This window comes from Pseudosulfitobacter sp. SM2401, from assembly GCF_042932805.1.
Taxonomy (GTDB): domain Bacteria; phylum Pseudomonadota; class Alphaproteobacteria; order Rhodobacterales; family Rhodobacteraceae; genus Ascidiaceihabitans.
On record NZ_CP170633.1, the window covers coordinates 1,017,285 to 1,039,606 of the forward strand.

Here is a 22,322-nt window from a genome sequence, read left to right on the forward strand (position 1 = left end):
AGCAAGGGTTGCGATGGGGATCGGTTACACTGGGTGTCACTGCTGTTGATGATTTGAGTATTTTTGATCAGAACAAGCGATGCCGGATTTGGATCTGTCGTGGCGCAATCAGTGGTGGATTGCGCGGTTAAAACACGCTATACTTAGCCCTAGATCCCGAAAAGGGACGGTTTGAGGCAGTGTAAAGGCGTACCCCATGACAGAGATGGTCTATGGTGCAGTTCAGGTTCAACGTGGTGAGCCTATTCTTCCTAAGTGGTGGCGAACAATAGACAAATGGGCGTTGTCCTGTGTGTTGATCCTGTTCGCTGTCGGTCTTTTGCTGGGGTTGGCATCGTCGCCCCCATTGGCCGCAAAGAACGGTTTCGAGCCGTTTCATTACGTGCAGCGCCAAGCGTTTTTTGGCTGTGTCGCGATCATTGTTATGTTGCTGACGTCGATGATGTCACCGCTTTTGGTGCGCCGATTGGCGGTTCTTGGCTTTGTTTGCGCATTTGTCGCGCTGGCGATGCTGCCGTTCTTTGGCACCGATTTTGGCAAAGGCGCGGTGCGCTGGTATTCGCTGGGCTTTGCCTCACTGCAACCCTCTGAATTTTTAAAACCCGGTTTTGTGGTTGCTGCTGCGTGGATGATGGCGGCGAGCATGGAATTAAACGGCCCGCCTGGTCGCACATGGTCGTTTGCCTTGTGCATTTCGATCGTGCTGATGTTGGCGATGCAGCCTGACTTTGGCCAAGCTTGCCTGGTTCTGTTTGGTTGGGGTGTCATGTATTTTGTGGCTGGCGCGCCGATGCTGCTGCTGGTTGGCATGGCCGGTTTGGTCGTTGTCGGCGGGATTGTCGCGTATTCCAGTTCTGAGCACTTTGCCCGTCGCATTGACGGTTTTCTATCCACGGATGTCGATCCGACCACGCAGTTGGGCTATGCGACCAATGCCATTCGCGAGGGTGGATTGTTCGGCGTTGGTGTCGGCGAGGGCCAAGTGAAATGGTCATTGCCTGATGCGCACACCGATTTCATTATTGCTGTCGCGGCCGAGGAATACGGGCTGATCATGGTTCTGGTCATCATCATGCTGTATGGTGGCGTGGTTGTGCGGTCTTTGCTGCGTTTGGTGCGTGAACGTGATCCGTTTATTCGTCTTGCCGGAACCGGCCTTGCCTGCATGTTTGGCGTTCAGGCGATGATCAACATGGGCGTGGCCGTGCGCCTGTTGCCAGCCAAGGGCATGACGCTGCCGTTTGTCAGTTATGGCGGCTCGTCCGTGATCGCATCGGGCATCGCGCTGGGGATGTTGTTGGCGTTTACGCGCACGCGTCCGCAGGGCGAAATCAGCGAGTTACTCAGCCGGGGACGCAACCGATGAAAGCACCACTTTTGATGATCGCAGCCGGCGGTACGGGCGGGCACATGTTCCCGGCCCAAGCCTTGGCCGAGGCGATGTTGAAAAAAGGTTGGCGGGTCAAGCTGAGCACGGATGCACGCGGCGCGCGCTACACAGGCGGCTTTCCTCACACCACCGAGATTGAACAGATCAGCAGCGCCACCTTTGCGCGGGGCGGGTTGATTGCCAAAGGGCTGGTGCCGTTTCGCATTGCGTCGGGCGTGCTGGGTGCTGCGTTCAAAATGATGCGTGACAAGCCCGACGTTGTTGTCGGTTTTGGCGGCTACCCGAGCATTCCTGCCATGGCTGCGGCCACATTGCTGCGCCGTCCGCGGATGATCCACGAACAAAACGGCGTGCTCGGCCGGGTGAACCAACTGTTCGCCAAACGGGTCGATCAGATCGCCTGTGGCACGTGGCCTACAGAGTTGCCTGAAGGCATCGAAGGCATTCACACCGGCAATCCCGTGCGTGGCACGGTTCTGGAACGGGCGGGCGCTGGCTACATTCAACCGGGCGATTACCCGATGGAATTGCTGGTCATCGGTGGCAGTCAGGGTGCACGCATTCTGTCTGACATCGTGCCACCGGCCATTGCGCAATTGCCGATGGACATGCTCGCCAACATCCGCGTCAGCCATCAGGCGCGCGGCGAAGACGAAGACCGTGTGCGCGATTATTACGCTGAAAACGGGATTGATGCCGATGTGCAGCCGTTTTTCCACGATGTTCCGCGCCGCATGAGCGAGGCGCAATTGGTGATCTCACGCTCTGGTGCGTCATCTGTTGCCGATATTTCTGTGATCGGGCGCCCGTCGATCCTGATCCCGTTTGCTGCGGCAACCGGCGATCACCAAACCGCCAACGCGCGCGGGCTAACAGACGCGGGTGCCGCGATCCTGATCCCAGAGGCCGCACTGAACATTGATGCCTTAAGCGAGCAAATCCAAACCGTGCTCAGCACGCCGGAGGCAGCAGGCAAAATGTCGCGCGCAGCCCTAAGCACAGGCAAGCCGGAAGCAACCCAGACATTGGTCGAGATGGTCGAAGCCCTCGCCAACACAACACAAGGATCAAGCACATGAACGCTGCCACCAAACTGCCCGGCGACGTTGGCCCGATCCATTTTGTTGGCATTGGCGGCATCGGCATGTCCGGCATCGCCGAAGTGTTGTTGAACCACGGCTATGTGGTGCAGGGATCTGACCTTAAGACCTCAAAAATCACCGACCGTCTGCACGAATTGGGTGGCCTGATCTTTGAGGGACAGCGCGCCGAAAACATTGCGGACGCCGAGGTCGTGGTGATTTCTTCGGCCATCAAACCCGGCAATCCTGAATTGGACGCCGCCCGTGCGCGCGGCCTGCCGATTGTGCGCCGCGCAGAAATGCTGGCCGAGTTGATGCGCCTGAAATCCAACATCGCAGTTGCGGGCACGCATGGCAAAACCACCACCACCACGATGATGGCGGAACTGATGGTTGCCGGCAATTTTGACCCGACCGTTGTGAACGGCGGCATCATCCACGCCTACGGGTCCAACGCGCGCATGGGGCAGGGCGAATGGATGGTCGTCGAGGCAGATGAAAGCGACGGCACCTTCAACCGCCTGCCTGCAACAATCGCGATCGTGACCAACATTGACCCCGAACACATGGAACATTGGGGCACGGAGGCGGCGCTGCATCAAGGGTTCCTTGATTTTGTGTCCAACATTCCGTTTTACGGTGTGGCCGTGTGCTGCACCGATGATCCCGACGTGCAAAGCCTTGTGGGCAAGATCACCGACCGCCGCGTCGTGACCTACGGATTTAACGCGCAGGCTGACGTGCGGGCGCTGAACCTGCACTACGTTGGTGGCGTGGCAAAGTTCGATATTGCGCTGCAATCCGAAGATATGGTGATCGAAGGCTGCTCCTTGCCCATGCCGGGTGATCACAACGTTTCGAACGCCTTGTCGGCTGTCGCAGTGGCGCGGCATCTCGGCATGAAGGCTAGTGAAATTCGCGATGCTTTGGCGGCTTTCGGGGGTGTCAATCGCCGCTTTACCAAAGTTGGTGAAATCGACGGAGTCACAATCATTGATGATTACGGACACCACCCTGTGGAAATCGCGGCGGTGCTAAAGGCCGCGCGCCAAGCCAGCGAAGGCCGCGTGATTGCCGTCCACCAACCACACCGCTTTACAAGGTTGTCGCACCATTTTGAGGAATTCTGCGCCTGTTTTAACGACGCAGACGTTGTCGGCATTGCAGATGTTTATGCTGCGGGCGAAGACCCTATCGAGGGGGCCTCGCGCGATGATCTGATCGCAGGCCTGATCCGTCACGGTCACCGCCACGCGCGCGCTGTGAACGACGAGGCCGACCTAGAACGCCTTGTGCGCGAACAGGCACGCCCGGGTGACATGGTGGTCTGTCTCGGGGCGGGGACAATTTCAACTTGGGCCAACGGGTTACCGGATCGATTGATGAAGGGGGCGGCTTAGCTATGATGCTCGCAACTGTTCTTGTTATTGCAGCGCTGTTTTGCGTTGTAACATTGCGGGTCGGACCGCGGCGAACTGCCAAACTTTGGCTCGTATGTACGGCTATTCTAGCAGTCCTTTTTTTGGCGATGGTTCTGACATCGTCTAGCGGAACCAATGGCTTTATGACGTCTTTGGACGCGTATGTTTTGTCGTTGATCGTGCTGATGACGGGAACGTCTTTGGCAGGGCTTTTGATGGGCTGGACCATTCGCCGCCTGACGGGCAAAGAGATCGCGCAGTGACACTTTTGTGGCTCTGCATTGCATGGGTTTTTGCCAGCGTGGGCTGTGCGATGCTGCCGATGCGACGTCAATATGTGCCAGGGATCGCGTTGCTTGTCGCGGCCCCGATTTTGATCGTTATGATTGGTATTCAAGTTAGCCCGTGGCTGGCCATTGCGGCCGTGTTCGCGTTTCTATCGATGTTCCGCAATCCGCTGCGCTATATTTGGGCGCGCTTGCGGGGACAAAATCCGGAGATTCCGAAATGAGCCTGTCTTTGATCCTTGCTTGCATCTGGGCGTTGATTGCCAACCTTTTGGCCATGACCCCCAGCCGCGATTACCACTGGCGCAACGCCTATATTCTGATCGGCATCGGCATCCCGATCCTTGGCTTTGTTACGTGGCAAAACGGTCCGGGCGCCGGTCTGTTTGTCATGGTCGCCGCGATGAGCGTGCTGCGCTGGCCCGTCGTTTACCTTGGCCGCTGGATCAAACGCTCAGCACGAAGAACCCAAGAATGAGCGCGCTAGTCTTTGTCTCGCCGCTGGCTGTCATTGCGATGGTCTGCCTGTGGTTGGGGTTCAAAGGTCGGATCTGGTTGTTCGTGGCTTGGGCTGCATTCTGGGTGGCCGCGACGGTTTTGATTGCGGTGTATTTCTTTGCGAGCGCGTCGCCTACGCAAGTGATTGTGATCTTGGGCGGTGGCATGTTGCTGTTCCAGATTTCGGTCTTTGCGGCCGGTTTTTTGGGCAAACGCGCGCGCGAATGGAAAGTTGAAGAATGACAGACCTGCCAACGGTGCGCGGACGGCTGACGCCGCAACGGGATTTGTCTGACCTCACGTGGTTGCGCGTTGGCGGCCCTGCGGACTATCTGTTTCAACCCGCGGACATCGACGATCTGGCCGATTTCCTCAAGGCGCTGGACACAGATGTGCAGGTGTTTCCCATGGGCGTCGGCAGCAACCTGATCGTGCGTGATGGCGGCTTGCGGGCCGTGGTCGTGCGCATGGGGCGTGGGTTTAACGGTATCGAAATCGACGGCAATCGGGTCACGGCAGGTGTCGCGGCCCTAGACAGCCACGTGGCGCGCAAGGCGGCGGATGCTGGTGTCGACCTGACATTTTTGCGCACAATTCCCGGCAGCATTGGCGGTGCGGTGCGCATGAACGCAGGCTGTTACGGCAGCTACACGGCAGACGTGTTTGTGCAGGCGACAGCGGTTTTGCGCTCTGGTGAAATCGTAAAGCTGAGCGCGGATGATCTGCAATTCCATTACCGCCAAACCGAGCTGCCAGAGGGGGCGGTGATCACCAGTGCGATCCTGCAAGGACCATCCGGTGAGCCTGCCGAACTCCACCAGCGCATGACCGATCAACTGGCCAAGCGTGACCAGTCGCAACCCACCAAAGACCGCAGCGCTGGCAGTACGTTCCGCAATCCGGCGGGATTTAGCTCAACCGGAAAAGCCGATGATGTGCACGACCTGAAGGCATGGAAAGTCATCGATGATGCAGGCATGCGTGGCGCGCGCCGTGGTGGCGCACAAATGAGCGAGATGCATTCCAACTTTTTGATCAACACAGGGGGCGCAACCGCCGCCGATCTGGAAGGATTGGGCGAAGACGTGCGAAAAAAGGTTTACGATTCCAGTGGTATTACGCTAGAATGGGAAATTATGCGGGTCGGTGATCCTTAGGGTCGCAATACGGGTATAGACCTGCATTTCAAAACGCCGAAAATCGGCACATAAAAATAAGACCTCGCTAAAAGAGGTCGGGACATAGAGGCACTCTGGTGGGTCAGTCGAGCATGACACCCCGAACAGTGGCGGTATTATTGGGTGGCCCTTCGGCTGAACGCGAAGTGTCATTGGATACAGGACACGCATGCGCCGCCGCATTGCGGGAGACAGGATTTGAAGTGATCGAGGTCGATGCAGGCCCCGATCTTTCTGCGGTTTTAAGCAACCTTAAACCGGACGCGGTTCTCAATTGCCTGCATGGGCGTTGGGGCGAAGACGGCTGCGTGCAAGGCATCCTTGAATGGCTCGGTATTCCCTATTCACATTCCGGTGTTTTGGCCTCGGCTTTGGCGATGGACAAGCAACGCTCCAAAGACGTGTTCCGTCAGGCTGGATTGCCGGTCGTGGACAGCATCATTGCGCGCGCTGATGACGTGCGTGCGCGTCACGTGATGGCACCACCTTATGTGGTGAAGCCAAACAACGAAGGATCCTCGGTCGGGGTCTACCTTGTTGAAAAAGACAACAACGGACCGCCGCAACTGGACGATGATATGCCGACCGAAGTTATGGTCGAAACATACGCTCCGGGCCGCGAATTAACCACGACCGTGATGGGCGACCGTGCCCTGACAGTAACCGATATTTTGACGACAGGCTGGTATGATTATGACGCCAAATACAAAGAAGGTGGCTCAAGCCACATTGTCCCTGCGGATGTCCCTTCCGACATTTTCGATCTGTGCATGGACTACGCCTTGCGCGCCCATGCAGCCCTTGGATGTCGTGGTGTCAGCCGCACCGATTTCCGCTGGGACGAAAGCCGGGGCGTCGACGGCCTGATCCTACTTGAAACCAACACACAACCCGGCATGACCGCCACATCGCTCAGCCCGGAACAGGCGCAAGCCGTGGGCATTTCGTTCGAAAAACTCTGCGCCTGGATGGTGGAGGACGCGTCATGTCCCCGCTGAGCGCACCCAAAATGATCCGTCGCACCCCCAAGGCTGATCCGGCACCGTCGCGTTGGGCGTGGCGCTTGCAGCGTTTGATGCTGACGCCGATGTTTCGGTTGACCTTGCGTGCAGGTCTGCCATTCGCGCTGACGTTGGCCGCTGGCACTTACTATTTTACCAACCCTGACCGTCAGGCCGCAATCCGCGATTCCGTCGCCGAGGCCCGCGCCAGCATTCAAGAGCGTCCCGAATTCATGGTCGGTCTGATGGCGATTGATGGCGCTGACACCGAACTCTCTGAAGATATCCGCGCCAATCTGCCAATCGATTTTCCGGTCAGCTCGTTTGATCTGGACCTTGAGGAGATGCGCAAGATCATCACCGACTTGCCGCCCGTGGCCCAAGCGTCTTTGCGCATTCGTCCCGGCGGCGTGCTGCAAATCGACGTGACGCCGCGTGTTCCTGTCGCCGTTTGGCGCACAGACGGCGGGCTGTCGCTGGTCGATGCATCCGGCGCGCATGTCGAAATGTTGCCGTTCCGTGTGGAACGTCCTGACCTGCCGCTGATTGCGGGCGCGGGGGCCAACAAACATGTGGGCGAAGCGCTTGATCTGATCCGCACAGCCCAGCCTTTGGGCGCGCGTTTGCGCGGTGTTGTGCGCATGGGCGAGCGGCGCTGGGATATCGTTTTGGACCGAGATCAACGCATCCTGCTGCCAGAGTTTGGCGGCGTATCCGCGCTGGAACACGTGATCGCTCTTGAGGGGGCCCAAGAGGTTCTAAGCCGCGATGTGGCCGTGGTGGACATGCGCCTTAGCGGTCGCCCGACAGTAAAAATGAATAACGACGCCACCACCGAATGGTGGCGCATCCGGCAGCTTTCCGAGAGTGGACAATAAGTGATGATGGACCTGTATGACAGCCAGCGCAGTATGCGCAACATGCGCAAAGTTGCGATGCAGCGCGGTGTGGTGGCGATTTTGGATGTGGGCAGTTCCAAGATTGCCTGCTTGGTTTTGCGCTTTGACGGCTCTGGCAAAGTTGGCGAAGAGGGCGAGATCGGCTCGCTTGCTGGCCAGTCAGGTTTTCGCGTCATCGGTGCGGCCACAACCCGGTCGCGCGGTGTGCATTTTGGCGAAATTTCGGCCATGGCTGAAACAGAGCGGGCTATTCGCACAGCGTTACAGGCGGCACAGAAAATGGCCGGAATCCGCGTTGATCACGTGATCGCGTGCTTTGCCGGTGCTGATCCGCGCAGCTACGGGCTGGACGCCAAAGTATCGCTGGACGGTCAAGTCGTGACCGAAGACGACGTGGCGCGCGTGCTGTCCAGCTGCGATGTGCCGGACTATGGCATGGACCGCGAAGTGCTGCATGCACAGCCCGTGAACTTTGCGCTGGATCACCGGTCAGGTCTGTCTGATCCGCGTGGCCAATTGGGCAATGAACTGTCTGTCGATATGCACATGCTGACTGTCGATGCTGCCGCTGTGCAGCATCTGGCGCATTGCATCAAACGCTGTGATCTGGAATTGGCAGGCATCGCGTCGTCGCCTTATGTTTCGGGCATTTCGGCGTTGGTCGAGGACGAACAGGAACTGGGTGCGGCCTGCATCGACATGGGGGGCGGGTCGACCAGCATCTCGATCTTTATCAAAAAGCACATGATTTTTGCCGACACCGTCCGCATGGGCGGCGATCATGTCACATCGGATATTTCGCTGGGTCTGCAAGTGCCGACAGCCAATGCGGAACGGATCAAAACATTCTACGGCGGCGTTCATGCGACGGGCATGGATGATCGTGAGATGATCGAAATCGGCGGTGACACGGGTGACTACGAACACGATCGGCGCACCGCATCGCGCGCGGAACTGATCGGCATTATGCGCCCCCGGGTCGAAGAAATTCTGGAAGAAGTTCGCGCGCGTTTGGACGCCGCAGGATTCGACCATTTACCAAGCCAACAGATTGTTCTGACCGGTGGCGGCAGTCAAATTCCGGGGCTAGATGGGCTGGCCTCAAAGATCCTCGGGCAGCAAGTGCGCCTTGGGCGACCATTGCGCGTTCACGGTTTGCCGCAGGCCGCAACAGGCCCAAGCTTTGCCTCGGCGGTAGGCTTGTCGCTGTTCGCAGCACACCCGCAAGACGAGTGGTGGGATTTTGACATTCCAGCGGATCGCTACCCTGCGCGTTCGCTGAAACGCGCCGTAAAATGGTTCCGAGACAACTGGTAGGCGCCATATATCGCGTGATTGCGCGAAATGACGCGTGATCAGGCGAAAAATCGCCCATATTTTGCGTCCGAATTGCGTTTTTTGGGTGACGGTGCTTAGAAAATTGGCTAAGATTAAGGCGGATTAGGCATAAAAACACCCGCGAATGCGGGTCCAAACAGGCGGACTTTAACAATGACATTGAACCTTTCGATGCCCGGACAGGACGAATTGAAGCCTCGGATCACCGTGTTCGGTGTCGGTGGGGCTGGCGGCAACGCTGTGAACAACATGATTGAAAAGCAACTCGATGGAGTTGATTTCGTTGTGGCAAACACAGACGCCCAAGCGCTGCAACAATCTGCGTCGCAAACGCGTGTGCAGCTTGGCATCAAGGTCACCGAAGGTTTGGGTGCAGGCGCCCGCGCAAGCGTTGGGGCCGCGGCCGCCGAAGAAAGCATTGAGCAAATCGTTGACCATCTGGCGGGCGCGCACATGTGCTTTATTACCGCTGGCATGGGCGGCGGTACCGGTACTGGTGCTGCCCCGATCATCGCGCAAGCCGCCCGCGAGTTGGGTGTTCTGACCGTTGGTGTTGTCACTAAACCGTTCCAGTTTGAGGGTGCCAAGCGCATGCGTCAGGCTGAAGACGGTGTTGAGGCGCTACAAAAAGTTGTCGACACGCTGATCATCATTCCGAACCAAAACTTGTTCCGTCTTGCGAACGAAAAAACCACATTCACCGAGGCGTTCTCGATGGCAGATGATGTTCTGTATCAAGGCGTTAAGGGTGTGACGGACCTGATGGTGCGTCCTGGCCTGATCAACCTCGACTTTGCTGACGTGCGCTCCGTGATGGACGAAATGGGCAAGGCGATGATGGGCACAGGCGAGGCGGACGGCGAAGATCGCGCGATCCAAGCCGCAGAAAAAGCCATTGCCAACCCGCTGCTGGACGAAATCAGCTTGCGCGGCGCAAAAGGCGTTTTGATCAACATCACCGGCGCACACGATCTGACGTTGTTCGAACTGGACGAAGCGGCGAACCGCATTCGCGAAGAAGTCGACCCAGAGGCGAACATCATCGTTGGTTCGACCCTCGATACAGCCATGGAAGGCATGATGCGCGTCAGCGTTGTTGCCACCGGTATCGATGCGGTTGACGTGCAGACAGACATGCCAGTGCCGCGCCGCCCAATGGCCGCACCTTTGTCGCAAACAGCGTCTGCACCCGCGCCATCTCAAGCCGAATATGCGCCTGAAATCGCTGCACAAGCTGCGCCAGAGCCGTCGTTGTTCGAAGAGTTGAATGTCCAAGAAGCCGCCGCACAAGATATGGCCGAAGATATCTTTGCCGAAGATATTCCGGCTGTCGCGACCGACGATCTGCCGCCCCCTGCGTATCAGCCGCAAGTGGCCGCGTTTGAACCACAACACGAAGCGCTCGAAGCTGAGCCTGAGGCATTTGTTGCACCACGTGCGCCAACGCCGGGCACGCCATCGCCAGAAGCAATGGCGCGTCTGCGTGCCGCTGCACAAAAAGCAGCCCCTGCACAGGCTCCGGCTGCTGCGGCACCTGCGCCAACTGGAGAAGCAGAGCGCCCGCGTTTCGGGATCAATTCGTTGATCAATCGCATGACGGGTCACGCCGAGCAGCTAACGCAAGAGCGTCCCGCGCGTCAACAACCTCCGGTTCAACAGCAAGCTGCCGCACCTGCGCAACAGCCAGTTGAGGCCGTGGATCCTGACCAAGAGCGTATCGAAATCCCGGCATTCTTGCGTCGCCAAGCGAATTGACGCTACGAAATATACGGATTGAGGGCTGCCTTAGGGTGGCCCTTTTTCGTTTAAAAGCAATGACTTGATTGCAGGCTGGCGTGAATCTGCCGACTGTGAAACCTGATGTTTCAGAACGTTACAAAGATTGAGTTGAGGTTGGAGCCGTTGAAACGTAATTATCAAATCAACAGCACGAGAGTGCGTCAAGAATGAGGCAGTTTTGCAAACCACGATTAAATCACCCATCAGCTTTACCGGTCGGGGCCTGCATTCAGGCGCACCCGCAACGCTGACTATTCGCCCAGCCGGGGCTGAGCACGGGATTTGGTTTGCACGCACAGACATCGCAACCGGGGACAACCTTGTTCCGGCGCGCTGGGATTCGGTCAATCGTTCGCCTTTGTGCACCAAGTTGGAAAATGCGTCCGGCGTTGGCGTTTCCACCGTTGAACACGTTATGGCGGCTTTGGCCGGATGCGGCGTGCACAATGCGCTGGTTGAAATCGACGGGCCCGAAGTGCCGATCGTGGATGGTTCTGCTGTTCCATTTGTACGCGGTATCATGCAACGCGGTTTGCGGGCTTTGCACGCGCCGGTACGGGCATTCAAAGTGATGAAAACGGTAACCGTCACGGAGGGCGATGCGTCAGCGACGTTGGCACCTGCGGACACGCTGTACATCGACTTTCAGATCGATTTTGTCGACTCGGCCATCGGTCATCAAAGCAAATCACTGCGCATGAACAACGGCAGCTTTGCCCGCGAACTATGTGACAGCCGTACGTTCTGCCGTCAGGCGGACGTCGAGAATATGCAAGCCAACGGATTGGCGCTGGGTGGTAGATCCGGCGAAAATGGCGTGGTGTTTGACGGTGCCAAAGTTCTAAGCCCGGGTGGTTTGCGCCATGCGGATGAACCTGTACGTCACAAAATGCTGGATGCTTTGGGCGATCTTGCGCTTGCTGGTGCCCCACTGGTTGGGCGGTATTCAGGCGTGCGGGCAGGGCATTCGTTGACAAATACACTGCTGCGCAAGGTCTTTGCGACCCCAGGGGCCATTCAAATGGTGGTCTGTGACGACGCAATGACACAAGCCCTTCCGGGCTATGGTCTGGTCTGGGACGAGATCCCGAACGTCGCGTAAACTAGGGTTTTCAGCGACAACATCTTCACAATTTTCAAATGGCGCGATCAAAGGGCGTTTGCATGGTTTTGCATGGTAAAATAGTGTGCTAACACATGTGAAAGACAGCCCTCTAAGGGCGGGGTGAATGCGGTGAGGAAATCAATCATGGCGAGCGGTGCCTCTGGGAAACGTTTGATCGTAGCGCTGCTGTTGTCCACCACTTTGGTGGCCTGCGGTGGATCACGGAATCTGCCGACGACGGGCAGCTTGTTTAATCCACAACAAGTCCCTCTTGAGTCGTTCACAGCGGAGCAGATTTTTGAGCGCGGCGAGTTTGAACTCGAGCGTAATCAACCATCCGAAGCCGCGTTCTTTTTCGGTGAAATTGAACGGCTTTACCCCTATTCTGACTGGGCAAAACGCGCTTTGATCATGCAGGCGTTTGCCCATCACCGCGACAAAGAATATCCGGACAGCCGCTCGGCCGCGCAGCGTTTCATCGATTTTTACCCCGATGATGACGATGCGGCCTACGCCCAATATCTGCTGGCGCTAAGCTATTATGACCAAATTGATGAAGTTGGCCGTGACCAAGGTTTGACGTTTCAAGCGTTGCAGTCGCTGCGCGAAGTCATCGAACGGTATCCGAACAGCGAATATGCGAAGTCATCGATTCTCAAATTCGATTTGGCCTTTGACCACCTTGCGGGCAAAGAAATGGAAATCGGACGCTACTATTTGCGCCGCGATCACTATGCATCCGCGATAAACCGCTTCCGTGTGGTTGTTGAAGATTTCCAAACCACGTCGCACACAGCTGAGGCGCTTCACCGCTTGGTCGAGGCGTATCTGTCGCTTGGCCTGACGGAAGAGGCACAAACCGCAGGCGCGATCCTTGGGTACAACTACCAGTCCACAGAATGGTACGAAGACAGTTACAAGCTGTTGACCGGTCGCGGGCTGGAACTGAAGGCCGCAGGCGATGGTTGGCTACGCCAAGTTTACCGTCAAATGATCAAAGGCCGGTGGCTGTAACGGATGGTGGGCGACACGCCCACCTTACAGGCTAGACGACATGCTGCGCGGGCTCGATATTTCTGACATGTTGATCATCGATCGGCTGGAACTGTTGTTTCAACCGGGTTTGAATGTGTTGACGGGCGAAACCGGTGCTGGCAAGTCCATCTTATTGGATTCATTGGGTTTTGTTCTGGGTTGGCGCGGACGTGCAGACTTGGTGCGCCAAGGCGCGGCACAGGGCGAAGTCACGGCGTGGTTCGATTTGCCTGATGATCATCCAGCACATGCAGTTCTTATCGAGGCTGGCTTGCCCGATGGTGACGAGCTGATCTTGCGCCGGATCAATACCAGTGACGGACGCAAAACAGCGTGGGTTAATGACCGACGGTGTTCGGGTGACGTGTTGCGCGCGCTGTCTGACACTTTGCTGGAATTACACGGTCAGCATGATGATCGCGGCCTTTTGGATCCAAAGGGGCACCGCGCCATTTTGGACACCTTTGCGAACACCGAAAACGCGAAGGTCAAAACCAGCAAAGCTTGGTCGCAGATGGGCAAAGCGCGCAAAGCGTTGAAGGCGGCAAAAGAGGCGATGGATGCGATCCGCGCCGAAGAAGAATTTCTACGCCATGCGGTTGCTGAGCTGACTGCCTTGTCACCAGAGCCGGGCGAAGACGAAGAATTGGACGTACGTCGTCGTTTGATGCAGGGATCGGAAAAGATCCGCGACGACGTAATCAAAGCGCACAAAGTGCTGGGTAACGATGGCGCTGAAGGCAATCTTGCCAATGCTTTGCGGTGGTTGGACGGCATCGCGGACAAAGCCGAAGGGCATCTAGAAGCCCCGATCAACGCATTGGGCCGCGCAATGGTTGAGTTGGATGATGCGATTGATGGCATCATGGCCTGCATCGACACATTATCGTTTAATCCCAGTGAATTAGAAGACGTCGAAGAGCGCCTTTTTGCGATCCGTGCAATGGCGCGCAAGTACGATGTTGCACCTGATGAGCTGTCTGAATTCGGCGCTGGTCTTGCGGTGAAGTTGGCCGCCTTGGATGCAGGGGATGCGGATTTGGCTGTGCTGGCCGCTGACTTGAAAACAGCAGAGCTGGGCTATGATGCCGCTGCAGGCGCATTGACGGCAGCGCGTCAAAGATCGGCGTCAAAACTGGACAAGGCTGTGACCGGTGAATTGGCTCCGTTGAAAATGGACCGTGCTGTGTTCACGACCTTGATCGAACCGGAAACGCCGGGCCCGGAAGGGCGTGATATGGTGTCGTTCAGTGTGGCGACGAACCCCGGTGCGCCGTCTGGTCCGCTCAATAAAATCGCATCTGGGGGTGAACTTAGCCGCTTTTTGCTGGCGCTAAAGGTGTGCCTGACCAAGGATCAATCCGGCCTGACGATGATCTTTGATGAAATCGATCGCGGGGTCGGCGGTGCGACCGCGGATGCCGTTGGTCGCCGCTTGGCAGAGCTGGCGGATGGCGGGCAAGTGTTAGTTGTCACCCATTCGCCGCAGGTGGCCGCCTTGGGCGCGCATCACTGGCGCGTCGAAAAATCGGTGACCAAAGGCATGACCACATCCCGCGTCGTGCCGCTGTCGCCAGATGAACGCACCGACGAAATCGCGCGGATGCTGTCAGGCGATACCGTCACAGAACAGGCCCGGGCCGCCGCGCGCGCGTTGCTGGACTAACACGGCACCTTTTACATCCGCGCACTTTGGCCTAGAGGTAATAAACCTCTGAACAAATCGGGCCATTCCGTTGGACACGCTTAACGCCTATTTGAAATCCCTGAGCCGAGACGCGGCGACGTCTTTCAAAGACGGCTGGGCGTTGCTGCGCAAGCAAGGACCAGGGCAGATCCAATTCTGGTTCATTGCCTTGCTGGTCGGGATCGCGGCGGGCACCACGGCGTTGTTTTTTCGCAAAGGTATCGAGGGTTTAGAGGGCACTCTTTACGGTTTGGATGAAGGTCAGTCGCTGATCAGTGCCGCACAAAACCTGCCGTGGTACTGGCTGATTGCACTGCCTGCGGTGGGTGGTTTGCTGGTTGGATTGATCCTGCATAATTTCACCCCTGATGGTCGCGTGCGCAGCGTGGCTGATGTGATCGAGGGCGCGGCGATGAACGAAGGACGGGTGGAAACCCGCGCCGGTGTGGCCTCTGCCATCGCGTCGTTCATAACGCTGTCCTCAGGTGGCTCGACAGGGCGTGAAGGACCGGTTGTGCACCTTGCAGCCGTCATCGCCACCAAAGTCAGCCGCTACATTCACGCTGATGGCATAACCGGTCGCGACTTGCTTGGGTGCGCCGTAGCTGCGGCTGTCTCTGCCAGCTTTAACGCGCCGATTGCCGGGGCTTTGTTCGCCTTAGAGGTCGTGTTGCGCCATTTTGCTGTGCACGCGTTTGCGCCGATTGTCATCGCGTCAGTGGCAGGCACGGTCATCAACCGTTTGGAATATGGCGGCGTGACAGAATTCATGTTGCCAGTCGAAAGCGCGTTGCAGTTCTACGTGGAACTGCCTGCGTTCTTGTTGCTGGGCCTGACCTGTGGATTGGTCGCGGTGGTGCTGATGCGCACGGTCTTTTGGGCGGACGACATCGGCACGCGATTGCAAGCCAAGACGGGCCTGCGCCGTTGGATGCGACCGGCGATTGCGGGGCTAATGCTTGGCGTTCTGGCGCTGGCCTATCCGCACATCATCGGCGTCGGATACGAAACAACGTCGCTGGCGTTGACAGGCCAATTGGGTCTGCACGAGGTTATCGTGTTTGCTGTCCTGAAAACCATTGCTGTGGCCATCACCATGGCAGGGCGCATGGGCGGGGGCGTGTTTTCGCCGTCTTTGATGATCGGTGCACTTGTCGGCCTTAGTTTTGGGCTGATCGCAACGGCGGTTTTCCCGACGGTGTCCGGCACCACGACTTTGTACGCGTTAGCGGGCATGGGGGCGGTGGCCGCTGCCGTTTTGGGCGCGCCGATTTCCACCACATTGATTGTGTTCGAACTGACCGGCGACTGGCAAACCGGCCTTGCGGTCATGGTGTCTGTGTCGATTTCGACGGCACTTGCCTCGCGCATCGTGGACCGTTCGTTTTTCCTGTCACAGATTGAACGACGCGGCATACACCTCGCGGCTGGACCACAAGCCTATCTGCTGGCCATGTTCCGTGTCGCCAATGTGATGCGCAAAGCCGATGATCCACGTGCTGCGGACGAGGACGCTTGTTGGGAAATGATCGGCGATGGCATCTACGTTGATGGCAACGCCACGTTAGAGGCCGCGATGCCGATCTTTGACCGCGCGTCGGTGCCGTTTGTGCCCGTTGTGACGCTCAGCGGCGAAGACAGCCCGCCCGAATTATGGGGCGCGCTGTTTCATGTGGATGCGCTAAAGGCGTACAACCGCGCGCTGGCAGCAACTGCCGCCGAGGAACATTCCTAGCTTTAGATGTGTTCGACGGTGATTTGATCGCCTGTGTAAAACGCCAAATACCCTTTGATCCGGTCGACACCGTCCAGGGGCGTTTCATAGCTCCAAACTGCGTCTTTTAGCGTTGTCGATTTGGTCACAACAGAAAAATACGTCGCATCGCCTTTGTGCGGGCAATGGGTGGTTTTGTCGGTTTGGTCCAAAAACGCCATGGCGATATCGCTGCGCGGAAAATAGATCACGGGCGGGTAATCGCCTTCGGATAACTCAAGCGCTGAGGTGCTTTCGCCCAACACAGCCCCACCGGCGCGCACGCTCCATTTGCCAGAAGCTTTGCGGATTTTGATGTGGTCGGCCATGATGATCCCTTTCGAACGTGTCGTTGCGTGTCAACTGAAGCGCGAACCTAACAGAGACACGACAACCACGCCAGAGGGTTACAGTGGGCGGGTCGCCTGACGCAGCCATTCTTTGGTTTCTGGGGCAACGCGTGGGCCAATTTTATCAAATGTTTCAGCGTGATAGGCGTTCAGCCAAGCAAGGCTATCCGCATCCAACAGATCAATATCGATAAGCCTGCGATCAATCGGCGCAAAGGTTAGCGTGCGCCAATTCAACATGGCGCGGTGCGCGTCACCGCTGGTCAATTCGGGCGCGTTTTCAACGACAATCAGGTTTTCGATCCGGATGCCAAAGGCCCCTTCACGGTAATATCCAGGCTCGTTTGACAGGATCATGCCAGCTTGCAGTGGCACATGACTGATGCGGCTCAGGCGTTGCGGGCCTTCGTGAACACTCAGATACGCACCAACGCCGTGACCCAGTCCGTGATCAAAATCCTGCCCAGCCATCCACAAAGGCACGCGCCCGATGGCCTCGATATCTCGTCCGGCAAGACCCAACGGCCAGCGCAAACGACTGATCGCAATCATACCCAGCAAGACCCGCGTAAAGGCGGAGCGCGCCTCGTCATTCGGGGTGCCGATTGCAATTGTGCGGGTGATATCGGTGGTGCCATCCAGATACTGACCGCCACTGTCGAGCACGATCAGATGCCCGTCTTGCAACTGGCTGTCGGTTTCTGTCGTGACGCGGTAATGCATGATCGCGCCGTTCGGGCCAGTGCCAGCAATTGTTTCGAAACTGATGTCTTGCAGGGCGTTGTCACGGCGGCGAAAGGCCTCAAGTTTGCTGACAACTTGGGTCTCGCTCACGGTGTTCGGGGCCTGTGCGTCCAGCCACGCGAGCAGTTCAACCACAGCCGCACCATCGCGCAAATGCGCCTGCGCACTGCCGTTGATTTCAGCGGTGTTTTTGCAGGCTTTGGGCAGCGCGCATGGCTCTTCCCCCCAAACGACCTTGTCGCCAAGGGTCTGTGCGACGATCACCGGAACGCTGGTTTTGTCCAGCCGCACAGGGCCGCTGAGCGTGCTGAGATACGACAGAAAATCGTCTGGCGCGTGGATGCGCACCTCGGGTCCCAAATACGCCTCAAGCCCGTGTAGTTTGTGCGCCATCATGAACAGATCGACGGATCCATCAGCCATCAGAACAGCAAACCCCTGCGCAATCGGATTGCGTGGAATGTCAGCGCCACGAATGTTCAACAGCCAGCAAATGCTGTCGGGCAGGGTGATCACGGCGGCCTCATGGCCAGCTTCGTGCAAGGCAATGCCGAGCCGGGTACGCTTGTCAGCGTGACTTTCCCCTGCAAATTCAATGGGATGTTCTTTGGCGGCCTCTTGGGCGGGTGCAGGCTGATCCTCCCAAATACGATCAACCAGGTTTTCACACTCCACCAGCGAAATGTTGGTCCCTTCAAGCGTCGCGCGCGCTTGTTCGATTTGTGCGACTGTGTGCAGCCACGGATCGAACCCAACCTGCCCACCGTTTGGCAACTGATTCTTGAGCCATGTCGCCAGCGAGGTTTCGGGCCAGGGAACAGGCGTGAAAACATCGGCGACTTGGTCTTTGACTTGTGTGCGGTAGCGCCCGTCGATGAACACGCCAGCCACATCGCGCAGGGCCGCGCAAAATCCGGCTGACCCAGTAAATCCAGTGAGCCAAGCCAACCGTTCGTCGCGCGCTGAAACGTATTCGCCTTGGTGTGCATCTGCGCGTGGGATCAAAAAACCGTCCAGCGCGGCGCGGGCTAATTCATCACGCAGTGCGGCAAGTCTGGGTGGGCCTTGCTCCGGCCGTGCGGTTACTTCAAACGACTGAAACATTGGATCACTCCCGCCTTGGTTTTCGTGTTTTTAGCCTGCGCGTTTCATACCCATCACACGGGCGCGGGCCCGCGGGTCAGAATCAAACAGGGCCGCCAATTGTTCGGTCATCGCACCGGCCAACTGATCCACATCGGTGATGGTCACGGCGCGATCGTAATAGCGCGTCACGTCGTGGCCGATCCCGATCGCCAGCAGTTCAACTGCGCGGCGTTTTTCGACCATCGCGATCACATCACGCAGGTGTTTTTCCAAGTAATTCGCGGGGTTAACCGACAGTGTGCTGTCATCAACCGGGGCCCCGTCAGAAATCACCATCAGAATTTTGCGCGATTCAGGACGCGCCGACATACGACGGTGCGCCCATTCCAACGCCTCGCCGTCGATGTTTTCCTTAAGCAGGCCCTCTTTCATCATCAGACCCAAATTCGGGCGCGCGCGGCGCCACGGGGCGTCAGCGGATTTATAGATGATGTGGCGCAGATCGTTCAAACGGCCGGGTGTTTGCGGGCGACCATCGTTCAGCCACGCTTCGCGGGCTTGGCCGCCTTTCCACGCGCGGGTGGTAAAGCCGAGGATCTCGACCTTGACGTTGCAACGTTCCAGCGTGCGCGCCAAAACGTCCGCACAAATCGCGGCAATCGAAATCGGGCGACCGCGCATCGAACCGGAGTTATCGAGCAACAGCGTCACGCAAGTATCGCGGAATTCGGTGTCTTTTTCGACCTTGAACGACAGCGGCGTCGTCGGGTTCGCAACGACCCGTGCCAGACGGCCAGCATCTAACGTACCTTCCTCAAGATCAAACTCCCAAGACCGGTTTTGCTGGGCTTGAAGGCGGCGTTGGAGTTTGTTGGCAAGGCGCGACACAGCGCCTTTTAACGGTTCCAGCTGTTGATCAAGATAGGCGCGCAGGCGTTCCAACTCAACCGGTTCCGCCAAATCTTCGGCGCGAATTTCCTCATCGTGGTCAGACAGATAGACCAGATATTCAGGGTCCGCGTCTGACACAGGTTGCGGGGCAGGTGGTTCAAGCGGAGCCTCGCCGTCGGGCATTTCTGCCTCTTCGCCCATCTCTTGATCGGCCATTTCGTCCATCGAAACTTGGGCTTGCGACGCGTCTTGCTGCTCTTCTTGGCTTTGCTCCGGCGTGCCTTCGGCCTCTTCGTCGTCGTTGTCGTCTTGGCCGGTGCTATCTGGTTCTTGCTGCTCTTCGCCGCCGTCTTCGGCCTCGTCTTGTTGGTCGTCGTCGATTTGGTCAGGGTCATCCCCCAACTGATCACCGTAGCCTAGGTCAGCGATGATCTGACGCGCGAACTTCGAAAACGCGGCTTGGTCGTCCAGAATATCGTTCAGGTTTTCGAGCGTGCCGCCGGCCTGCTGTTCAATGAACGGCTGCCACAGCTCCATCACGTTTTGCGCACCCGAGGGCAGGTCGCGGCCCGTCGCCAAGTGGCGCACAAGATAGCCCGCAGCAGTTGCCAAGGGTGCGTCAGATGCCTGTTTGACCTGATCATAGCCCTTGCGCATGGCTTCGTGCTTGATCTTGGCGTCGATGTTGCCAGCGGTGCCCGGCATGTCGCGCGCGCCGACGGCTTCGCAGCGGGCGGTTTCCATCGCTTCGTATAATTCGCGCGCCATTTCGCCCTGTGGGTTATAGCGGGCGTGGGTCTGGCCGTTGTGATAACGGCGGTTCAGCGCCAGCGCGTCTGCGGTGCCGCGCGCCAACAAAACTTCGTCGCGGGTCATGCGGCGCGACACTTGTGGCAAGCGCATCGCGTCACCGGACAGACCTGCGGGATCAACGGTGTAGCTGACGTTCAATTCCGGATCGTTGGCCAAGACTTTGGTCGCCTCAGAGAGGGCCTTTTTGAACGCGTCGGCTGGGTTGTCTGGTTGGCTCATCGTCTTGCGCCCTATGTAACTGCGTTCAAAGTTTTGGTATCGGTTGCGAGGTCCACCAAAAGATCCACATGCACATCAAGTGCGTCGATCACTGTATAGCCTACGTCGCGTCCGTCAAAGGCAAGGTTCAGGTCGGTGCCTGCTAGCACAACCGCGTCGGCCCCTGCGTCGATCAATTTTTGGCCTTCGGCAATGAAAAAGCTGCGTTGATCATCGGTGCAATTGCTCGACAAGGCCATGTCCAAATAGGTTTGACCAACGGCGTCAATATCATCGGGGGCAATGGCGTTGGTATGGGTCAGTTGTCCATATAAACTGGTACGCATTACGACGCCCGTTCCCAACAATCCAACAGTTCCAATGCCTTGCGCAACAAAGTAGTCATCCAAGGGCGCGACTCCGCTGACGATTGGCAAGGACGATAAAGTAATTGTTTCGTCGACGCAAAAATGTCCACCGAGCGATGTTATCACTGCACAGTCGGCACCCGCCGCCTTCAATCTGTCAATCAAACCTGCATAAACCTGTGCTTGTGCAACACGATCATCAGCTAAGTTGTTTTTGACCAACACATTGGCATCCGCCTGAACTATCGTCATCTCAAGCGGTTTGCCAAAGCTGCGCATCGCTGCGGTCAGCTTTTGATAATATACCACCGTTGATGCGGCACCGATACCGCCGATTAAACCGAGGTGCATGTTGCCTCCTTGGATTAGCCCAGGCTGACGCTTGCGGCGCTTTCAGGCAGTTCTTCGTCGAACAAACGTTGGTAGAATTCGGCAACCGTTTGGCGCTCTAGCTCGTCACATTTGTTGAGGAAGGACAGGCGGAAGGCATAGCCGACATTTTTGAAGATTTCAGCGTTTTCGGCCCATGCAATCACAGTCCGTGGCGACATCACTGTCGACAAATCACCGGACATGAATGCGGTACGCGTCAGGTCGGCAACCGTGACCATCTGCTTGATGATCTTTCGGCCTGCTTCGGTGTTGTAATGCGGGTTTTTGCCCAGAACGATCGCGGTTTCGGCGTCGATGCTTAGATAGTTCAATGTGCTGACCAAAGACCAACGGTCCATTTGGCCTTGGTTGATCTGCTGCGTGCCGTGGTACAGACCCGTCGTGTCACCCAAACCAACCGTGTTCGCGGTCGCAAAGATACGGAAGAACGGGTGCGGCGTGATCACTTTGTTCTGATCCAGCAAGGTCAGTTTGCCGTCTTTTTCCAGAACCCGCTGGATCACAAACATAACGTCGGCGCGGCCGGCATCGTATTCATCAAACACAATCGCAGTTGGATTGCGCAAGGCCCAAGGCAGGATACCTTCTTGGAAATCAGTGACTTGCTTGCCGTCTTTCAACTTGATCGCGTCTTTGCCGATCAGATCGATACGGGAAATGTGCGAATCCAGGTTCACCCGAACCGCTGGCCAGTTCAGGCGCGATGCGACCTGTTCGATGTGCGTGGATTTGCCGGTGCCGTGATAGCCTTGGATCATCACGCGACGGTTGTGCGCAAAACCTGCAAGGATCGCCAGTGTCGTGTCGGGATCAAACTTGTAGGTCGGGTCAAACTCGGGGACACGTTCCGTGCGGTCGGCAAAGCCTTTGACCGTCATGTCTGTATCAATGCCAAAGACGTCGCGGACCGAGATGTCTTCGGTTGGTTTCGCGTTAATATCCATTGCACCGTCGGCCATCGCACGTCGTCCTTATCATAATGTAAATCGGCGGCCAAATACCCGCCGCGTTCGTGGTGCAACATAT

Annotated in this window: 20 protein-coding genes; 15 read left to right on the plus strand and 5 right to left on the minus strand. The window is 57.3% G+C overall.

The window, feature by feature from the left end:
• Positions 1–196: 196 nt before the first annotated feature.
• The 15 genes from ftsW to ACFIO0_RS05185 all read left to right on the plus strand — a co-directional run bounded on the left by ftsW (position 197) and on the right by ACFIO0_RS05185 (position 16,435).
• A complete protein-coding gene (gene ftsW, locus ACFIO0_RS05115; RefSeq protein ID WP_390914214.1) occupies positions 197–1,366 on the plus strand; it encodes a putative lipid II flippase FtsW in 1,170 nt (389 codons plus the stop codon).
• Complete coding sequence (locus tag ACFIO0_RS05120; protein WP_390914216.1) at positions 1,363–2,469, plus strand: glycosyltransferase; 1,107 nt, start codon at positions 1,363–1,365, stop codon at positions 2,467–2,469. Before ftsW ends, ACFIO0_RS05120 begins: the two co-directional genes overlap by 4 nt.
• Positions 2,466–3,872 (plus strand): UDP-N-acetylmuramate--L-alanine ligase, encoded by a 1,407-nt coding sequence (murC, locus tag ACFIO0_RS05125; RefSeq protein ID WP_390914217.1) that lies wholly within the window; start codon positions 2,466–2,468, stop codon positions 3,870–3,872. Before ACFIO0_RS05120 ends, murC begins: the two co-directional genes overlap by 4 nt.
• Positions 3,873–4,215: 343 nt before the next feature.
• Positions 4,216–4,404: a UDP-N-acetylmuramate--alanine ligase gene (locus ACFIO0_RS05130; RefSeq protein ID WP_390914219.1), complete on the plus strand. Its 189-nt coding sequence runs from the start codon at positions 4,216–4,218 to the stop codon at positions 4,402–4,404.
• Entirely contained in the window at positions 4,401–4,658 is a 258-nt protein-coding gene (locus tag ACFIO0_RS05135) for a DUF2484 family protein (protein WP_390914220.1), read from the plus strand. Before ACFIO0_RS05130 ends, ACFIO0_RS05135 begins: the two co-directional genes overlap by 4 nt.
• Entirely contained in the window at positions 4,655–4,921 is a 267-nt protein-coding gene (locus tag ACFIO0_RS05140) for a hypothetical protein (protein ID WP_390914222.1), read from the plus strand. The genes ACFIO0_RS05135 and ACFIO0_RS05140 overlap by 4 nt, the downstream gene beginning before the upstream one ends.
• Complete coding sequence (murB, locus tag ACFIO0_RS05145) at positions 4,918–5,835, plus strand: UDP-N-acetylmuramate dehydrogenase (RefSeq protein ID WP_390914223.1); 918 nt, start codon at positions 4,918–4,920, stop codon at positions 5,833–5,835. The genes ACFIO0_RS05140 and murB overlap by 4 nt, the downstream gene beginning before the upstream one ends.
• Before the next feature lie 113 nt (positions 5,836–5,948).
• Positions 5,949–6,854, plus strand: a complete 906-nt coding sequence (locus ACFIO0_RS05150; protein ID WP_390914225.1) for a D-alanine--D-alanine ligase — start codon at positions 5,949–5,951, stop codon at positions 6,852–6,854.
• The gene (locus ACFIO0_RS05155) at positions 6,842–7,735 is read left to right on the plus strand and encodes a cell division protein FtsQ/DivIB (RefSeq protein WP_390914226.1); all 894 of its coding nucleotides are present in this window, start codon (positions 6,842–6,844) and stop codon (positions 7,733–7,735) included. Before ACFIO0_RS05150 ends, ACFIO0_RS05155 begins: the two co-directional genes overlap by 13 nt.
• 3 nt (positions 7,736–7,738) lie before the next feature.
• Positions 7,739–9,073, plus strand: coding sequence for a cell division protein FtsA (gene ftsA / locus ACFIO0_RS05160; protein WP_390914227.1), 1,335 nt, complete (start codon positions 7,739–7,741; stop codon positions 9,071–9,073).
• A gap of 174 nt (positions 9,074–9,247) precedes the next feature.
• Complete coding sequence (gene ftsZ / locus ACFIO0_RS05165; RefSeq protein ID WP_390914229.1) at positions 9,248–10,849, plus strand: cell division protein FtsZ; 1,602 nt, start codon at positions 9,248–9,250, stop codon at positions 10,847–10,849.
• A gap of 202 nt (positions 10,850–11,051) precedes the next feature.
• Complete coding sequence (gene lpxC / locus ACFIO0_RS05170; RefSeq protein WP_390914231.1) at positions 11,052–11,975, plus strand: UDP-3-O-acyl-N-acetylglucosamine deacetylase; 924 nt, start codon at positions 11,052–11,054, stop codon at positions 11,973–11,975.
• A 147-nt stretch (positions 11,976–12,122) separates the two neighbouring features.
• Complete coding sequence (locus tag ACFIO0_RS05175; protein WP_390914233.1) at positions 12,123–12,992, plus strand: outer membrane protein assembly factor BamD; 870 nt, start codon at positions 12,123–12,125, stop codon at positions 12,990–12,992.
• 40 nt (positions 12,993–13,032) lie between these two features.
• Positions 13,033–14,679 (plus strand): DNA repair protein RecN, encoded by a 1,647-nt coding sequence (gene recN / locus ACFIO0_RS05180; RefSeq protein WP_390914235.1) that lies wholly within the window; start codon positions 13,033–13,035, stop codon positions 14,677–14,679.
• A 91-nt stretch (positions 14,680–14,770) separates the two neighbouring features.
• Positions 14,771–16,435 (plus strand): chloride channel protein, encoded by a 1,665-nt coding sequence (locus ACFIO0_RS05185; RefSeq protein WP_390915283.1) that lies wholly within the window; start codon positions 14,771–14,773, stop codon positions 16,433–16,435.
• A gap of 2 nt (positions 16,436–16,437) precedes the next feature.
• On the opposite strand, the gene ACFIO0_RS05190 is transcribed toward ACFIO0_RS05185, so the two are convergent.
• The 5 genes from ACFIO0_RS05190 to cobS form a co-directional block, all read right to left on the minus strand.
• Positions 16,438–16,782: a DUF427 domain-containing protein gene (locus ACFIO0_RS05190; RefSeq protein WP_390914237.1), complete on the minus strand. Its 345-nt coding sequence runs from the start codon at positions 16,780–16,782 to the stop codon at positions 16,438–16,440.
• 78 nt (positions 16,783–16,860) lie between these two features.
• On the minus strand, positions 16,861–18,651 hold the full coding sequence (locus ACFIO0_RS05195) for a M24 family metallopeptidase (protein ID WP_390914239.1): 1,791 nt from the start codon (positions 18,649–18,651) through the stop codon (positions 16,861–16,863).
• A 30-nt stretch (positions 18,652–18,681) separates the two neighbouring features.
• Entirely contained in the window at positions 18,682–20,556 is a 1,875-nt protein-coding gene (gene cobT, locus ACFIO0_RS05200) for a cobaltochelatase subunit CobT (protein WP_390914241.1), read from the minus strand.
• A gap of 11 nt (positions 20,557–20,567) precedes the next feature.
• A complete protein-coding gene (locus ACFIO0_RS05205; RefSeq protein ID WP_390914243.1) occupies positions 20,568–21,254 on the minus strand; it encodes an aspartate/glutamate racemase family protein in 687 nt (228 codons plus the stop codon).
• Positions 21,255–21,268: 14 nt separating this feature from the next.
• Positions 21,269–22,255: a cobaltochelatase subunit CobS gene (gene cobS, locus ACFIO0_RS05210; RefSeq protein ID WP_390914245.1), complete on the minus strand. Its 987-nt coding sequence runs from the start codon at positions 22,253–22,255 to the stop codon at positions 21,269–21,271.
• Positions 22,256–22,322 lie beyond the last annotated feature (67 nt).

Excerpts from the sequence above, each read along its gene's own strand:
- ftsW (WP_390914214.1), top strand. The coding sequence starts at position 197 with ATGACAGAGATGGTCTATGGTGCAGTTCAGGTTCAACGTGGTGAGCCT.
- ACFIO0_RS05120 (WP_390914216.1), top strand. The coding sequence starts at position 1,363 with ATGAAAGCACCACTTTTGATGATCGCAGCCGGCGGTACGGGCGGGCAC.
- murC (WP_390914217.1), top strand. The coding sequence starts at position 2,466 with ATGAACGCTGCCACCAAACTGCCCGGCGACGTTGGCCCGATCCATTTT.
- ACFIO0_RS05130 (WP_390914219.1), top strand. The coding sequence starts at position 4,216 with ATGCGACGTCAATATGTGCCAGGGATCGCGTTGCTTGTCGCGGCCCCG.
- ACFIO0_RS05135 (WP_390914220.1), top strand. The coding sequence starts at position 4,401 with ATGAGCCTGTCTTTGATCCTTGCTTGCATCTGGGCGTTGATTGCCAAC.
- ACFIO0_RS05140 (WP_390914222.1), top strand. The coding sequence starts at position 4,655 with ATGAGCGCGCTAGTCTTTGTCTCGCCGCTGGCTGTCATTGCGATGGTC.
- murB (WP_390914223.1), top strand. The coding sequence starts at position 4,918 with ATGACAGACCTGCCAACGGTGCGCGGACGGCTGACGCCGCAACGGGAT.
- ACFIO0_RS05150 (WP_390914225.1), top strand. The coding sequence starts at position 5,949 with ATGACACCCCGAACAGTGGCGGTATTATTGGGTGGCCCTTCGGCTGAA.
- ACFIO0_RS05155 (WP_390914226.1), top strand. The coding sequence starts at position 6,842 with ATGTCCCCGCTGAGCGCACCCAAAATGATCCGTCGCACCCCCAAGGCT.
- ftsA (WP_390914227.1), top strand. The coding sequence starts at position 7,739 with ATGATGGACCTGTATGACAGCCAGCGCAGTATGCGCAACATGCGCAAA.
- ftsZ (WP_390914229.1), top strand. The coding sequence starts at position 9,248 with ATGACATTGAACCTTTCGATGCCCGGACAGGACGAATTGAAGCCTCGG.
- ACFIO0_RS05175 (WP_390914233.1), top strand. The coding sequence starts at position 12,123 with ATGGCGAGCGGTGCCTCTGGGAAACGTTTGATCGTAGCGCTGCTGTTG.
- recN (WP_390914235.1), top strand. The coding sequence starts at position 13,033 with ATGCTGCGCGGGCTCGATATTTCTGACATGTTGATCATCGATCGGCTG.
- ACFIO0_RS05190 (WP_390914237.1), bottom strand. The coding sequence starts at position 16,782 with ATGGCCGACCACATCAAAATCCGCAAAGCTTCTGGCAAATGGAGCGTG.
- ACFIO0_RS05195 (WP_390914239.1), bottom strand. The coding sequence starts at position 18,651 with ATGTTTCAGTCGTTTGAAGTAACCGCACGGCCGGAGCAAGGCCCACCC.
- cobT (WP_390914241.1), bottom strand. The coding sequence starts at position 20,556 with ATGAGCCAACCAGACAACCCAGCCGACGCGTTCAAAAAGGCCCTCTCT.
- ACFIO0_RS05205 (WP_390914243.1), bottom strand. The coding sequence starts at position 21,254 with ATGCACCTCGGTTTAATCGGCGGTATCGGTGCCGCATCAACGGTGGTA.
- cobS (WP_390914245.1), bottom strand. The coding sequence starts at position 22,255 with ATGGCCGACGGTGCAATGGATATTAACGCGAAACCAACCGAAGACATC.